Annotated in this window: 13 protein-coding genes and 1 pseudogene; 4 read left to right on the top strand and 10 right to left on the bottom strand. The window is 68.0% G+C overall.

The features are described 5' to 3' along the window. Nucleotides 1-80: 80 nt before the first annotated feature. Nucleotides 81-1,463 (bottom strand): PspC domain-containing protein, encoded by a 1,383-nt coding sequence (locus tag CJ177_RS04320; RefSeq protein WP_373560032.1) that lies wholly within the window; start codon nucleotides 1,461-1,463, stop codon nucleotides 81-83. Between the two features lie 68 nt (nucleotides 1,464-1,531). Here CJ177_RS04320 and CJ177_RS04315 point away from each other — a divergent pair, with 68 nt between their 5' ends. Next, nucleotides 1,532-2,989, top strand: coding sequence for a PspC domain-containing protein (locus CJ177_RS04315; RefSeq protein ID WP_082764515.1), 1,458 nt, complete (start codon nucleotides 1,532-1,534; stop codon nucleotides 2,987-2,989). Next, nucleotides 2,982-3,212: a hypothetical protein gene (locus CJ177_RS04310; RefSeq protein ID WP_095867321.1), complete on the top strand. Its 231-nt coding sequence runs from the start codon at nucleotides 2,982-2,984 to the stop codon at nucleotides 3,210-3,212. Before CJ177_RS04315 ends, CJ177_RS04310 begins: the two co-directional genes overlap by 8 nt. A gap of 60 nt (nucleotides 3,213-3,272) precedes the next feature. On the opposite strand, the gene guaA is transcribed toward CJ177_RS04310, so the two are convergent. The 4 genes from guaA to guaB form a co-directional block, all read right to left on the bottom strand. Then, nucleotides 3,273-4,844 (bottom strand): glutamine-hydrolyzing GMP synthase, encoded by a 1,572-nt coding sequence (gene guaA, locus CJ177_RS04305; protein WP_061042063.1) that lies wholly within the window; start codon nucleotides 4,842-4,844, stop codon nucleotides 3,273-3,275. Between the two features lie 64 nt (nucleotides 4,845-4,908). Beyond that, nucleotides 4,909-6,651: a GMC family oxidoreductase N-terminal domain-containing protein gene (locus CJ177_RS04300; protein WP_005239790.1), complete on the bottom strand. Its 1,743-nt coding sequence runs from the start codon at nucleotides 6,649-6,651 to the stop codon at nucleotides 4,909-4,911. A gap of 209 nt (nucleotides 6,652-6,860) precedes the next feature. After that, nucleotides 6,861-8,000, bottom strand: a complete 1,140-nt coding sequence (locus CJ177_RS04295; protein ID WP_005239789.1) for a GuaB3 family IMP dehydrogenase-related protein — start codon at nucleotides 7,998-8,000, stop codon at nucleotides 6,861-6,863. A gap of 33 nt (nucleotides 8,001-8,033) precedes the next feature. Beyond that, nucleotides 8,034-9,557, bottom strand: coding sequence for an IMP dehydrogenase (gene guaB / locus CJ177_RS04290; RefSeq protein ID WP_095867320.1), 1,524 nt, complete (start codon nucleotides 9,555-9,557; stop codon nucleotides 8,034-8,036). Nucleotides 9,558-9,800: 243 nt separating this feature from the next. Between guaB and CJ177_RS04285 the strand changes: the two genes are divergently transcribed. After that, nucleotides 9,801-10,205 carry a DUF5319 domain-containing protein gene (locus CJ177_RS04285; RefSeq protein ID WP_005239778.1) on the top strand — a complete coding sequence of 135 codons (405 nt, stop codon included), beginning with the start codon at nucleotides 9,801-9,803 and terminating at the stop codon, nucleotides 10,203-10,205. 85 nt (nucleotides 10,206-10,290) lie between these two features. Here the strand turns inward: CJ177_RS04285 and CJ177_RS04280 are convergent, their stop codons facing one another. From CJ177_RS04280 to CJ177_RS48075, 5 genes and pseudogenes are all read right to left on the bottom strand, one after another. Then, nucleotides 10,291-11,313 (bottom strand): anti-sigma-D factor RsdA, encoded by a 1,023-nt coding sequence (locus CJ177_RS04280; RefSeq protein ID WP_095867319.1) that lies wholly within the window; start codon nucleotides 11,311-11,313, stop codon nucleotides 10,291-10,293. Next, nucleotides 11,297-11,875, bottom strand: a complete 579-nt coding sequence (locus tag CJ177_RS04275) for a sigma-70 family RNA polymerase sigma factor (protein ID WP_005239770.1) — start codon at nucleotides 11,873-11,875, stop codon at nucleotides 11,297-11,299. Before CJ177_RS04275 ends, CJ177_RS04280 begins: the two co-directional genes overlap by 17 nt. Before the next feature lie 160 nt (nucleotides 11,876-12,035). Beyond that, entirely contained in the window at nucleotides 12,036-12,869 is an 834-nt protein-coding gene (locus CJ177_RS04270; RefSeq protein WP_095867318.1) for a hypothetical protein, read from the bottom strand. 34 nt (nucleotides 12,870-12,903) lie between these two features. Continuing rightward, on the bottom strand, nucleotides 12,904-13,575 hold the full coding sequence (locus tag CJ177_RS48080; RefSeq protein WP_025432251.1) for a hypothetical protein: 672 nt from the start codon (nucleotides 13,573-13,575) through the stop codon (nucleotides 12,904-12,906). Between the two features lie 96 nt (nucleotides 13,576-13,671). Continuing rightward, nucleotides 13,672-13,920, bottom strand: a pseudogene (locus tag CJ177_RS48075) (MerR family transcriptional regulator); the annotation flags it as partial. Between the two features lie 248 nt (nucleotides 13,921-14,168). On the opposite strand from CJ177_RS48075, the gene CJ177_RS04260 reads away from it, so the two are divergent. After that, nucleotides 14,169-14,462, top strand: a complete 294-nt coding sequence (locus CJ177_RS04260; RefSeq protein WP_005239766.1) for a WhiB family transcriptional regulator — start codon at nucleotides 14,169-14,171, stop codon at nucleotides 14,460-14,462. Nucleotides 14,463-14,568: the final 106 nt, after the last annotated feature.

Below are 14,568 nucleotides of genomic sequence, written 5' to 3'. Positions count from 1 at the left end.
CCGGCGAACATTACCCCTTCAGTGGGACAGCATGCGAGCAGACACCGCGCACCAGTGTGCCGACACGGCGAAAGTGGTGCTCACGCACCCTGACTGAACGGCACGTCCTCGACGCCGGCGGTGTCCGAGTCCTCGGAAGCGGCCGCTGCCGCCCACGTCCGGCCGTTCCGCGGCATGTGGATTCGCACCTCGGCGCCCTTGCCGGGCGCGGACCGCACGTCGACGTGCCCGCCTCGCCGCTCGATCCGTCCGCGGATCGACTTCGCCAGGCCCTGACGGTCCGGGGACACCTCGTCGACGTCGAATCCGACGCCGCGGTCCCGGACGAACACACTGACCTGTTCGCGCTCAGCTTCGGCGAACAGGTTGATGTCCGTCTCCCCGGAATGCTTGGCCGCGTTGACCAGAGCCTCCCGCGTCGCACCCAGCACCGCCGTGAAACTCTCCTTCGACAGACCCTCGCCCGTGTCGTCGACGTCGAGCGCCACGTCGCCGACCGTCACCGGCCGCACCGTGACGCCGTGGTGGTCCTCCACCTCGCCCGCGATGATGCGCAACGCCTCCGCGAGACTCGAATGGTCGGCGTCTCCCCCACCGAACAACCACTTCCGCAGTTCCCGTTCCTGCCCCCGGGCCAGCCGCGCGACCTCCTGCGGATGGTCGGCCTGCTTCTGGATCAGCGCCAGGGTCTGCAGGACGGAGTCGTGCAGATGTGACGCGATCTCCTCACGCTCGTCGTTGCGGATCCTGGCGGCACGCTCCGCGCCCAGCGCGCGCCACAGTCGCAACCACAGGGGCACGGTCAGCAACCCGGCGCCGACCAGGGTGACCACCACAGCCAGCAACGACGAACGCAGCGCAGCGAAGTCGACCTGCGCGAGGATCACCACACCGAGACCCGACACGATCAACGTGACGCCGCCGAGGACCCGCGCCCAGGTGAGGACGGTGGGACGCTGCGGCAGCCCGATGACGGTGCGCGGCCCCTCCGAATCGAATTCGCGCCAGACCAGGGCCGCGCCCACCGCCACCACGATGATCGGCGCGATCACCGAACCGACGCGGCCACTGAACAACCACGACAGCGCGGACGCACCGGCCAGGCCGATCGCGATCAGTCCGTACGCTCTCCGTCGCTCGGACGCACTGGGCTTCTCGGTGTCGGAACCTGCGGCCGTGAAGATCCACAACAGTCCGTAGCCGACGATGCCCGCGCCGGCGAGCGCGGCGAGACAGGCGAACGCGACCCGCACCTTCATCACGTCGACACCCAGCTGATCGGCGATTCCACCCGTGACGCCGCCGACGATGCGACCACCGGTCCGGCGTTCGAGCCGCGGCATGGGGATGCCGCCGGGCGGGACAGGCGCGGTCACGGCGCCCGCGTACTGGGCGCCGCCCGCGGACGTGTTCGACACAGGTTGCACATCTTCGATACTGGCACGATCCCCGGGCCGTGGCATCAGGGTCCAACCCTGACTTCGGCACGCGTTCCGGCCCACCCCGGCCGGAAAGATCAGGGTAGTTCCCGATGTACGCGCGCCGTGCCGACCGGAACGATGGTCATATGAGCAATGGGAGCTTCCAAGAGCAGATACAGGATCTGTGGCGGACCCGACCGGTGCGGTTGCCGGGCCGTGGTCACGTCGCCGGTGTCTGTGCGGGAATCGGCTACCGCTACGGCGTCGATCCCGTACTGATACGAGTCGCCTTCGTCGTGTCCACCATTTTCGGTGGCGCCGGTGTGCTCCTCTACCTGGCGTGCTGGCTCGCCCTCACGAAGTCGGGCGACCCGGCCTCACCCGCGGAGTCGCTGGTGGGACGCGGTCACAGCTCCGACTCGGGCACCAAGACCATCGTCCTTCTCGTCGCACTGGCCATCGCGCTGACCACCGTCGGTCCCTTCGGTGTCGGCCTCGGCGGCTCCGGGCTGATCAGCATGGCGCTGATGCTCGGCGGCCTGTGGTTGCTATACCAGCGGCAGCCGATACCTCCGCCGTTGCCCGCCGGAGCCGTTGCCCCGGGTGTCGGGACCGGCTATCCCGGGACGAGTTTCTCGCCAGGTCAGTTCGGCGCCAACCCGTTCGGCCCGGGCACGTACGGTCCGGGTGCGTACGGTCCGTACACGAAGCTTCCCGACTCCTACACGCCGAGCACACCTCCCATCTCGGACGACAAGCCGGCCGACGCGCCCACCGAGGCACTGAAGCCCGAAACCGCTGCCGCCCAATCGGGTCCGGTGTCGTTCGAGAAGTCCCCGACCTCCGGTCCGCAGGTCGACGCACCCTCGGCCCCGTTCGCGCCGCTCGAACCGCGACCGCCGGCGTGGGACCCGCTCGGTGTCGCCCCGTTCGCATGGGACCTGCCCGAACCGGCCAGGACCACCACTCCCGCAGTCCAACCGGAGCGCACCCACTCCCGTCTGACCACCATGGTGATCGGGTTGGCCATCCTCGCGGCCGCGGCGGCGACGGCGTTGTCGGTCGCCACCGGATCCGACTGGTTGAACCCCGGTCGCATCGGCGCCGTCGCGCTGGCCGTCATCGGAGTGGGGCTGCTGATCGGCGGATTCCTGCGCAAGGGCTACGGCCTTCTCGTCGTCGCAGGTCCCCTGATCGGTTTCGTGATCCTCGCCTCGATCGTCGGGTCCCTCGACCTGAACAGCGAGAACATGGGCGATCGGACGTGGAACCCGACGACAGCGGCCGCCATCGAGCCCGCCTACTCCGGTGGATTCGGCAGCTTCACGCTCGACCTCCGGAACGTCACTCTCACCGAGGACAAGACGGTCGACGTCAGCGGGCAGTTCGGTGAGGTCGTGGTGCTCCTGCCGCCCGGCATGAACGTCGAGAACCACTGCACCGCCCAGTTCGGCGACGCGCAGTGCCTCCCGGACGGTCTCGACGGTGGCGTCGACGGCACGGACGGCCCCGTTCTGAACCTCAACGCAGATGTCCAGTTCGGAAGTGTGGAGGTGCGCCGTGGATGACATCGACGACACTCAGGACAGCGAGCAGACCCGGACGCGGAAGCGCCCGTCGCCGCTCCTGCTCATCGCGGGATTGGCCGCACTCCTGGTGAGCGGCTGGGCGCTCGCGGGGCCGTTCTCGCTGGAACCGCTCGCGAACGTCGAGTTCCGCTGGCTGTTCGTGGTGGTCGCGGTGCTGGTCGGCGTGGTGCTCGTGTTCGCCCCGAACCGGCGGAAAAAATAGGGCGCAAGCGCCGTGTGCGCGGTGAGCGAGTCCGAGGACTCACTCACCGCGCACAGTGCGTCACTCCCACTCGATGGTGCCCGGCGGCTTGCTCGTGATGTCCAGCACGACACGGTTGACGTCGTGCACCTCGTTGGTGATCCGGGTGGAGATCCGCTCGAGAACGTCGTAGGGCAGTCGCGTCCAGTCCGCCGTCATCGCGTCCTCGCTGGACACCGGGCGGAGCACGATCGGGTGACCGTAGGTGCGTCCGTCACCCTGCACGCCGACGCTGCGGACGTCGGCGAGCAGCACCACCGGGCACTGCCAGATCTGACCGTCGAGCCCGGCGGCCGTCAGCTCTTCGCGCGCAATGGAATCCGCGTGACGCAGGAGATCGAGCCGCTCCTGGGTGACCTCGCCGATGATGCGGATGCCGAGCCCGGGACCGGGGAACGGCTGGCGTCCCACGATTTCCTCGGGCAGACCCAGCTCGCGTCCCACCGCCCGGACCTCGTCCTTGAACAGCAGGCGGAGCGGTTCCACGAGCGTGAACTGCAGGTCTTCCGGCAGTCCGCCGACGTTGTGGTGGCTCTTGATGTTGGCCGTGCCGGTACCGCCGCCGGATTCCACGACGTCCGGGTACAGCGTGCCCTGCACGAGGAATTCGACCGTGTCGCCGTGCGCGGCGTTCTCGCCCAGCACGTCACTGACCGCACCCTCGAAGCTGCGGATGAACTCGCGGCCGATGATCTTGCGCTTGGTCTCCGGGTCGGACACCCCGGCCAGCTCACCGATGAAGGTGTCGGCGGCGTCGACCGTGATCAGCTTGGCGCCGGTGGCGGCAACGAAATCCTGTTCGACCTGGGCACGCTCCCCTGCACGCATCAGGCCGTGGTCGACGAACACACACGTGAGGTTGTCGCCGATCGCGCGCTGCACGAGCGCCGCCGCGACAGCGGAGTCGACACCGCCCGAAAGTCCGCAGATCGCCTTGCCGTCGCCGACCTGCTCGCGGACCTGCTCGACGAGGGCGTCGGCGATGTTCGCGGCCGTCCATGCGGGAGGAATGCCGGCGATCTCGTGGAGGAACCGGCTGAGCACCTGCTGGCCGTGCGGCGAGTGCAGCACCTCCGGGTGGTACTGCACACCGGCGAGCTTGCGGGCCCGGTCCTCGAACGCGGCGACGGGTGCGCCCTCGCTCGTGGCCGTCACCTCGAAGCCCGCCGGGGCCTCGGTGACCGCGTCGCCGTGACTCATCCACACGGGCTGGCTGGACGGTAGCCCCTCGTGCAGCAGACCGCCCTGCACCTTCAGGTCGGTGCGCCCGTACTCACGGGTGCCGGTGTGTGCCACCGTCCCGCCGAGTGCGCCGGCCATGGCCTGGAATCCGTAGCAGATGCCGAACACCGGAATGTCCAGATCGAACAGTGCCGGATCGAGCTGGGGCGCCCCGTCTGCGTAGACGCTCGACGGCCCGCCCGACAGCACCACGGCGAGGGGATTCTTGGCCGCGATCTCCTCGACGGTCGCGGTGTGCGGAACCACCTCGGAATAGACCTTGGCCTCACGCACCCGCCGGGCGATCAGCTGCGCGTACTGCGCGCCGAAGTCGACGACGAGGACCGGTCTCTGTTGCTCGATATCTGCCACCGGGTCAGTCTAATCGCCGCAGCTCTGTGGTCTGCGCGACCCCATGACCCGGCCCTCTCGGCCCCTATGCAACGCCGTGCTTCTGCGTGTCGGGCACCACAGAGCTGTTGCGGATCTCGACGATCGGCAGCACGAGCGCGGCGGGCGCTCCTTCCGGAACGACCGGCGTGATCGGCGCGACCGGGTTCAGGCGCCGGTATCCCTCACCCTGCGCCGGCCGCTGATCCTTCTCGCCTTTGTTCGGCCACAGCGAGGCCGCACGCTCGGCCTGCGCCGAGATCGTCAGCGACGGGTTGACGCCCAGGTTCGCGGACACGGCCGAACCGTCGACCACGCTCAGCGTCGGGTAACCCCACACGCGGTGGTAGGGGTCGATGACGCCCTTCGACGGTTCCGACGCGATCGTGCAGCCGCCGAGGAAGTGCGCGGTGAGCGGGATGTTGAACACGTCTCCCCAGGTACCGCCCGCGCGGCCGTCGATCTTCTCCGCGATCCGGCGGGTCGCCTCGTTGCCTGCCGGGATCCAGCTGGGGTTCGGCTGACCGTGGCCCTGCTTGCTGGTGACCTTGCGCCGACCGAACAGGCCCTTCTTCGTGTACGTGGTGATGGAGTTGTCGAGGTTCTGCATCACCAGGGCGATGATGGTGCGCTCGCTCCACTTGTACGGGGTGAGAACCTTCAGAGCTTTCGGATCCCTCGCCAGCTCCTTGAGGAACGTCACCCACCGCCGGCCGCCACCGTCGGTCAGCAGCGTCTGCAGCAGGGCCATCGAGTTCGACCCCTTGCCGTATCGCACCGGCTCGACGTGGGTGTCGGACGTCGGGTGGAACGACGACGTGATGGCGACGCCCTTCGTGAGCTCGAGAGCGGGGTCCACCTTGTTCTTGGCGGCGCCGAGGATCGACTCCGAATTGGTGCGGGTGAGTACCCCCAGGCGGTCGGAGATCTTGGGCAGCGCGCCCGTCTCCTTCTGATCGAACAGCAGATGCTGAGTGCCCCACGTGCCCGCGGCCAGGACGACGTTCGCGGCCGTGTACGTCTTGCGGTTCCGGTTCGTGCGCGGCCCGCTGCGCCGGGTGAAAACGTCCCAGGTGCCGTCGGAAGCCTCGCGCAGACCGGTGACCGTCGTCATCGGGATGATCTCGGCCCCGGCCTTCTCTGCGAGGCCAAGGTAGTTCTTGAGCAGGGTGTTCTTGGCGCCGTGCCGGCATCCGGTCATGCATTCGCCGCATTCGATGCACCCGGTGCGGTCGGGGCCGACGCCACCGAAGTACGGGTCCGGCACGGTCTTGCCCGCCTCACCGAAGAAGACACCGACCGGGGTCTGGATGAACGTGTCGCCCACGCCCATGTCCTCGGCGACCGACTTGATGATCTCGTCGGCCGGGGTCATGTGCGGGTTCTGGACCACGCCCAGCATCTTGCGGGCCTGCTCGTAGTACGGCGTGAGCTCGTCGTGCCAGTCGGTGATGTGCGACCACTGCTTGTCCTGGAAAAAGGAGGCAGGCGGCTTGTAGAGCGTGTTCGCGTAGTTGAGCGAACCGCCACCGACGCCGGCGCCGGCGAGGATGAGGCAGTCGCGCAGCAGGTGGACGCGCTGGATGCCGAAGAAGCCGAGAGCGGGCGCCCACAGGAACTTCTTGAGATCCCAGCTGGTCTTCGCGAAATCCGCGTCGGCGTAGCGACGGCCCGCCTCGAGGATGCCGACCTTGTAGCCCTTCTCGACCAATCGGAGTGCGGTCACACTGCCACCGAATCCGGAACCGACGATGAGGACGTCGTACTCCGTTGCGCGCTGCTTGCTCATCACTCGACCTCCAACGACACCTGAGTTATTACTCGCCAGTATGCACCCCGCGGCTGTGACAGCTGCCACAAGGGTCACCTAACTGTAACGAGAGGTATCAGGAACGGTCGGGATACCCGCAAATGCACGTCGCCCGATGCCTCACCAGTGCAGTTGAACTGCACCGATGCGACATCGGGCGACGAAAGAAGCGGTGACGAACGGACGCCTCAGGCGCGGACCGTCAGGCCCACCTTCTGGAATTCCTTCAGATCCGAGTACCCCGACTTCGCCATCGAGCGGCGCAGCCCGCCGACGAAGTTCAGCGAACCGAACGGGTCGTCGGACGGACCCGTGAGGACCCGGTCGAGCGACGGACGGTCGCCGAACGAGACCGGCAGCATCGTGCCGCGCGGAACCGAGGGGTGCGCCGCGGCCGACGGCCAGTACCAACCGCCGCCGGGGGCCTCCGCGGCAACGGCCAACGGTGCGCCCAGCACTGCGGCGTCCGCGCCACAGGCGATCGCCTTGGCGAGATCGCCCGAGGACGTGATGTCGCCGTCCGCGATGACGTGGACGTAGCGTCCACCCGTCTCGTCGAGGTAGTCGCGGCGGGCAGCAGCCGCGTCCGCGATGGCCGTCGCCATCGGAAGACCGATGCCCAGCACCTCACCGGTGGTCGTGGCGCCCTCGGTGGAGCCGTATCCGACGATCACCCCGGCCGCGCCCGTGCGCATCAGGTGCAGTGCGGTGCGATGATCGCTCACCCCACCGGCCACCACCGGGACGTCGAGCTCGGAGATGAACGTCTTGAGGTTCAGCGGCTCGCTGTCGCCGTGCGCGACGTGCTCGGCGGAGATGATCGTGCCGTGCACGACCAGCAGGTCGATGCCCGCCTCCAGCAGCTGCGGGGTGAGCGCCCGGGCGTTCTGCGGGCTGACCCGCACCGCCGTCGTGACACCTGCATCGCGGACCTGGGCCACGGCAGCGGCCAGAAGCCCCGGCTGCAACGGCGCCGCGTGCAGCTCCTGCAGCCTCTTGATCGGCGCCTCGACGTCGACGTCCGACTCGGCCAGTGCGACGAGTTCGGCGAGCTTCGCCTCGACGTCCGCGTGCCGGCCCCACAGACCCTCACCGTTGATGACCCCGAGGCCACCACGCTTGCCGAGTTCGATCGCGAACGACGGCGAGACGAGCGCGTCGGTCGGATGCGCCAGCACAGGAATGTCGAACCGATATGCGTCGAGCTGCCAGGACGTCGACACCTCCTTGGAGGAGCGGGTCCGGCGTGAGGGGACGATGTCGATGTCGTCCAGCTCATAGGTTCGTCGGGCTGTTCGGCCCATGCCGATCTCAACGAGGTCGCGCACGCGCGCCCCTTTCTCGTGAATCGTGACTGGTTGCTAGCGAGCGGTGTAGTTGGGAGCTTCGACCGTCATCGTGATGTCGTGCGGGTGGCTCTCCTTCAGACCCGCAGCCGTGATCTGCACGAACTGCGCGTTCTGCAGCTCCTCGATCGACGACGCTCCCGTGTAGCCCATGGCGGCCCGCAGACCGCCCGTCAGCTGATGTGTGACCTGGGACAGCGGACCGCGGAACGCGACCCGGCCCTCGATGCCCTCCGGAACCAGCTTGTCCTCGGACAGCACGTCGTCCTGGAAGTAGCGGTCCTTGGAATACGACTTCGCGGCGCCACGGCTCTGCATCGCGCCGAGGGAACCCATTCCGCGGTAGCTCTTGTACTGCTTGCCGTTCACCAGGATCAGCTCACCCGGCGACTCCGCGGTGCCTGCGAGCAGCGAACCGAGCATGGCCGTCGACGCGCCTGCCGCCAGGGCCTTCGCGATGTCGCCGGAGAACTGCAGTCCACCGTCGGCGATCACCGGCACACCGTGCGGCTTGGCCGCAGCGACCGCTTCGAGGATTGCCGTGATCTGCGGGGCGCCGACACCGGCGATGACGCGGGTGGTGCAGATGGAGCCGGGGCCGACACCGACCTTCACCGCGTCCACACCGGCCTCGATGAGAGCGGCCGCACCACTGCGGGTGGCGACGTTGCCGCCGATGATCTGCACGCGCTCGTCGACCTCGGCCTTGAGCTTCGAGATCATGTCCAGCACACCGGCCGAGTGGCCGTGGGCGCTGTCGACGACGAGGACGTCGACTCCGGCGTCGGTGAGAGCCATCGCACGGCTCCACGCCTCGTCACCCACACCCACGGCGGCACCGACGAGGAGCCGGCCGTCGCGGTCCTTGGTGGCGTCCGGGTGCTGCTCGGTCTTCACGAAGTCCTTGACCGTGATGAGGCCGGTGAGCTTGCCCTGCCCGTCCACGATCGGCAGCTTCTCGATCTTGTGGCGGCGGAGCAGGCCCAGCGCCACTTCCGCGGTGACACCTTCCTGCGCGGTGATCAGCGGCGCCTTGGTCATGACCTCGGACACGGCGCGGTTCTGGTCGACCTCGAAGCGCATGTCGCGGTTGGTGATGATGCCGACCAGCTGCCCGGCCGCATCGGTGACCGGCAGTCCGGAGATCCGGAAGCGGGCGCACTTGGCGTCCACCTCGGCGAGCGTGTCCGACGGCTTGCAGGTGACCGGATCGGTGACCATCCCCGCCTCGGACCGCTTGACCGTCTCGACCTGACCGGCCTGGGCGTCGACCGACAGGTTGCGATGCAGGACGCCCATCCCACCGGCGCGGGCCATGGCGATGGCCATCCGCGCCTCGGTGACGGTGTCCATCGCGGAGCTGACGAGCGGCACTCGTAGCCGGATGTCCCTGGTCAGCTGGCTGGATGTGTCGACCTGGCCGGGGATGACATTCGACGCCGCCGGCAAGAGCAGGACGTCGTCGTACGTGAGACCCAGCATCGCGACCTTGTTCGGGTCGTCACCGCCGGTGTGTACATGCCCTGCTGAACTTGTCATGCGGTTCGGGCCCTCCATGGAACATAGGTGCAGCGCCGGTGGCGCCGTCTGCGGACATACAGATCTTCGATCTGGTGGAAACTTTCGGGAACACGGATACAAGAAAAAGGCCGGAGCGACGATCGATATTCCCAGCTCCACAAACCATGATATCGGCTCGGCGCGATCACCACGGAGCCCACCCACGCTGGGCGTACGCCGAACGGCTGGCGCAGACCGGGCTGACCTGCGTACCGTGGTGCTGTGCGCGATCAACTGCCTCCAGGTCTGCCCCCGGACCCCTTCGCCGGCGACCCCGCCGACCCGTCCGCAGCTCTCGATGCGATCGAACCTGGCCAGCCACTCGACCCCCACGAGCGTCTCGCCGTGGAGGAAGATCTGGCCGACCTCGCCGTGTACGAGGCGCTGCTGGCGCATCGCGGGATCCGCGGTCTCGTCGTCTGCTGCGAAGACTGCCAGCAAGATCACTACCACGATTGGGACATGCTCCGTGCCAACCTCCTCCAGCTTCTGGTCGACGGCACCGTGCGCCCGCACGAGCCCGCCTACGACCCGACACCCGAGGCATACGTCACCTGGGATTACTGCCGCGGCTACGCGGACGCCTCGATGAACGACGCTCTGCACGGCGACGGTTTCGACGCCTGACCCGGCACAACCGGATACAGACCACTGTGGCCCGACACGCGAAGTGTCGGGCCACAGTGGTCTGTGCGGAAGGTCCGCCGAACCGCTAGCTGGTGGGCGGCAGCACCGGGACCGGGGTCGTGGTGGTGGGTAGCGGCACCGTCGAAGGCTCCTGCGGCGGCTGCTGGGTGGATGGCTCCGTCGCCGGAATGTCCGAGGGCAGCGTCGGAACCAACATGATCGTGGGATCCGGGCTCGTGGACGGCAACGTCTCGGGCGGAGGCGGCGGCGGCAGCGTAGGCAGCTGCGGCAGCGGAATGGGCGGCAGTCCCGGAATCTGCAGATCCGTGGGCAGGGTTCCCGGCAGCTGCTCGACTCCCGGCACGGTTGTGGAACCGGGTGTCCCCGGCACGGTGGCCGGCAACTCGGTGGCCTGCGTCGGCGTGTCGGTGGTGGTGGTACCGGGCGTCGTCGTCGCCGGCGGCGTGGTGGGAGCGATCTTCTCGACCTCCGCCGCGAGCTTCGCACGCCACACGTCGAGTTCGTTGCGCATGTCGGCGTCACGCACCCCGCCGGCACGGCCTGCGGCGCCCTCGAGCAGGTTCTTCGCCGCCTCTGCGTCGCCCGCGGCGATCAGCCGCTCGGCCTCCTGCAGCTGGGACGTGGTGTCGATCTGCGCGACGGTCGAATCGGCCTGCTGGCTGAACACGACCGACTTGACGCTCCACAGCGGATCGCCGGGTGCGGCGTTGTACGAGAAGATGGTGGCGCCACCCATGACGACCGCGATCGCGGCGGCAGCGCCTGCGATGGGTCGCAACAAGCGGAGCTTGCCGCGGGCAGCGCTGCGTGCGGAACGGGCGTCGGAGGCGTCGATCGCCGCGATCACGTCGTCGAGCAGCGGCCCGGTCGGCATCGGCGTCGCCACGATGTCGGCGCGCCAATTGGTCAGCAGAAGCGCGAGCTCGTACTGCTCCGGCGAATCCGTCGCGACGGGACCGCCACCGGCGATCGCGTCGATCAAAGCGTCGTCGCGGCGCACTGCCGCGACGTTCACCGGTGCGTCGTCTCCTGGGAGATCGGCATCGGGATTGCCGTTGCGCTTGATGCCCCTAGCCAAACCTCTCACCTGCCCTCGTCACTTCTTTTTTCAGTTTCGCGATGGCTCGGTGTTGAGCCACGCGGACAGCTCCCGCGGTACTACCCACGGCCGCGGCCGTCTCCTCGGCTGACATACCGACCACGAGGCGGAGGATCAAGATCTCCCGGTGCTTTTCCGGCAGCGTGCTCAGCAGTTCGTTCATCTGCCTGCTCGCTTCCGAGTCCAGCGCCCTCTGTTCGGGTCCGTCATCGTTGGCTACGACATCCGGTACTTCGGCGACGGGCTCCGACTTGTTACGGGCGGAGTTCCGATGTGCGTCGGCAACCTTGTGCGCGGCGATCCCGTAGACGAATGCCATGAACGGGCGGCCTTGATCCTCGTAGCGAGGTAAGGCCGTCATCACGGCAAGGCACACTTCTTGTGCCACGTCGTCCGCGGAGAGTTGTCCCCTCTCCGCAGCACCGACCCTGGCTCTGCAGTAACGCACAACCAAGGGCCGAATGTTTTCCAGGACCAGAGCTAAAGCGGCCCGGTCACCCTGCGTTGCAGCGGCGACGGCGGAGTCCAACTCCTCGCTCGTATTAGTCATCGTTGCTGAATATCCTGGCGTTACAGTGGCACCTCCCCCGATGGGTGTGCTCCCGCTCTCAGCGGAACACTCCAAGAGTAACGGTGCGGACCGAACGGTATTCGCCCGGATTCGCAGCGATTCGCGCGCAGCCCGGCCGTACGGGGCCCGACCAGCGGGGTCAGATTCGGAAGCTCCCACCTCGCGCCCTGATGACGGCTTCGCACTCCTTACGCACGGCCTCCGCACGTGAGTCGGATGTCACACCACTCAGCAACATCGCAGCTGCCCACTTCAGAGGTATCAAGCCGTACCGATCGCACCGGTCGAGCACATCCGCGGCAAGCCGTGTCGCCGGACCCGAATCGGGCTCCCCCGTCATCGACGCGCTCCGCAGCAGATCCGATTTGACGCGGTGCCGCGCAGATCCGGCGGCCTCCGAAATTTCCGCAGCCGTCTCGGCGTGGCGGCGCGCCGAGGCGAAGTCGCCGCCCGCGAGAAACAACTCCGCGCTGACCCAGTGCCTGCGGACGCGCTGTCGCCACAGCTCGTCGGGAGCACGCTCGTCCAGGTGCTCGGAGCACCGGGCGAGAAGCCGCCGGCCCAGTTCCAGCCGGCCGCACCCCAGTGCGTCGGCGGCCAGCCCCGTCAACGCGTCGCACCGAGCTTCGCGAACCAGGACGCCGTCCTCGTCGCCGGGACGCATCCCGACGGCGGTGAGAGCCCGGCCGTCGAACCCGGACGCCACACCGTGCCAGCCGAGCTGCCTCAGCAACGACGCCTGCGTGCTCCAGGCGAGCGAGACGACCGCGGGGTCGGCCACCTCTCCGCGCGTCAGTGCGTCCAGTTCGGCGCGGGATCGGGCGTAGTGCCCCCGGGCGCCCCACACCACCGCTCGCATCCAGCGCTCGACGGGAACGTCGGACGCCGGTAGCGGGCATGCGCCCGGGTCGGCGCCGAACGCCGCGCGGAGCAACGAACTCGTGGCGTCGGAACGGAGAGTGGAGTCGGGCACGCCGAGATCATCGCATCGTGCGGCCGCTCTGCGGTCAGGTGACCGCGGTGACAGTGTCCACGGCCTCGTCCAGCGTGCCCAGCACCGCTATCGACCGTGGTAGCGACTGCGTCCGGCATCCAGGTCCGCCCGCGAGCATCGTCAGCCCTGTGCGCCGACGGCGGATCGCCCGCAGGAGCGACGGGAGGTCGCATCCGGCGGCGGGCAACCACAGGACGATCACGTCCGGCTCGGCGTTGGTCACGGAGGCGAGGAGCGCCGACCGGCACAGCGGCAGCGCCATCCGCGTGTCCACCGAGGCCGTGGCCAGGGCGGCGCCCAGGGCCCGGAACTCGAGGCCGTACGGGTCGGCGGGAGCCGTGTCCTGCGGGTCCGCCGGCACGTGCACGAGCAGGACACGGCCACCGCGGCCGATCGGCGCGTCCAGTGTCAACGTGGACAGAATCCCTGCGACGCATTCGGCGAAGACGCGGACACTCGCAGCAGCAGCGTCCGAATTCCTCCCCTCGTCCGCCCATCCGAGCACCGGAACGACCAGGGTCGTCCACATGGAGCTGAATCCCCGCTCCGCGACCGCGCGGACGACGATCCGCCGGATGGTCACGACGTCTCGCGCCAGCAACGCACCCGATAAATTCCGGACGGACGCCTCGGCGCCACCGAGGCCGGAAAAGGAGGACAAAAGGTTCGACGGGTCTGTTTTCATCCCGTTCACCGAGTTGTCATCCAGATTTTTCACATCCGGTCGGCGGTCGCTTTCTGACGAATACGTAGCCATTGCGTTAATCGCATATCTCGCAGCCTCCGCGGAGTTTGCACCACCGTCCAGAGCATGTTGCATGCATTCGAGCCGGGCGACGTCGCGCGGCGTGTACCGCCGGTGACTTCCCTGCAGGTGAACGGAAGGCCCGATGCCGTATCTGCGGTCCCAGGTGCGGAGCGTCGACGGAGCCACCCCGAGCCTTCTGGCCAGGGCAGATACCGAGATCGTGGGTCCCTCGTCCGGGGATCCGGAAGGGGGCTGGGTTTCAGGCTCCGCGGGCTGGGGCACCCGGACATCGTCGCCCGTGAACGGGGGTCTTTCAACCCGAAACGGAATCACGGAACCGCGGGAAAGTAAATATTTTCCAGGTTAACTTTCAGCTCGTGGGATATGTAAATCGCCACTGTGAACAACTATTGACGCGATTTCACAACCGACTCTACGGTTAGCGACGTGAATGATTCAGTGGCTTGAACGTACCTACGAGCCCACGGTCCACTCGTCGCCCGAGGCGAGCTTGCAGCTAAGGAGTCCACATGCCTGCACCCAACCACCTGCCCGGCCCGAACGCCGATATCTGGGATTGGCAGATGCACGGACTGTGCCGCGGGGTCGACTCCTCGATGTTCTTCCATCCCGACGGAGAGCGCGGCCGAGCTCGTGCGCAGCGGGAGACCCGCGCCAAGGAAATGTGCAGACGCTGCCCGGTCCTCGCCCAGTGCCGCAATCACGCCCTGAGCGTGTCCGAGCCGTACGGGATCTGGGGCGGAATGTCCGAGACGGAACGCGAGATGCACGCCCGGCACAGACGCGGCCGGATAGCCGTCTGACGGCTCGACCACACTCACCGGGGAACCCTCGTCGCCGCACGGGGGTTCCCCGCGTCACATCGATACCCTCGCCACCCATCCACCGCGACGCGGTCTCCGAATGCCT

The organism is Rhodococcus sp. ACPA1 (assembly GCF_002300195.1).
GTDB lineage: Bacteria > Actinomycetota > Actinomycetes > Mycobacteriales > Mycobacteriaceae > Rhodococcus_F > Rhodococcus_F opacus.
This window is presented reverse-complemented; position numbering and strand designations above follow the sequence as displayed.

Excerpts from the sequence above, each read along its gene's own strand:
- CJ177_RS04320 (WP_373560032.1), bottom strand. The coding sequence starts at position 1,463 with ATGCCACGGCCCGGGGATCGTGCCAGTATCGAAGATGTGCAACCTGTG.
- CJ177_RS04315 (WP_082764515.1), top strand. The coding sequence starts at position 1,532 with ATGTACGCGCGCCGTGCCGACCGGAACGATGGTCATATGAGCAATGGG.
- CJ177_RS04300 (WP_005239790.1), bottom strand. The coding sequence starts at position 6,651 with ATGAGCAAGCAGCGCGCAACGGAGTACGACGTCCTCATCGTCGGTTCC.
- guaB (WP_095867320.1), bottom strand. The coding sequence starts at position 9,557 with ATGACAAGTTCAGCAGGGCATGTACACACCGGCGGTGACGACCCGAAC.
- CJ177_RS04275 (WP_005239770.1), bottom strand. The coding sequence starts at position 11,875 with ATGACTAATACGAGCGAGGAGTTGGACTCCGCCGTCGCCGCTGCAACG.
- CJ177_RS48080 (WP_025432251.1), bottom strand. The coding sequence starts at position 13,575 with ATGAAAACAGACCCGTCGAACCTTTTGTCCTCCTTTTCCGGCCTCGGT.
- CJ177_RS04260 (WP_005239766.1), top strand. The coding sequence starts at position 14,169 with ATGCCTGCACCCAACCACCTGCCCGGCCCGAACGCCGATATCTGGGAT.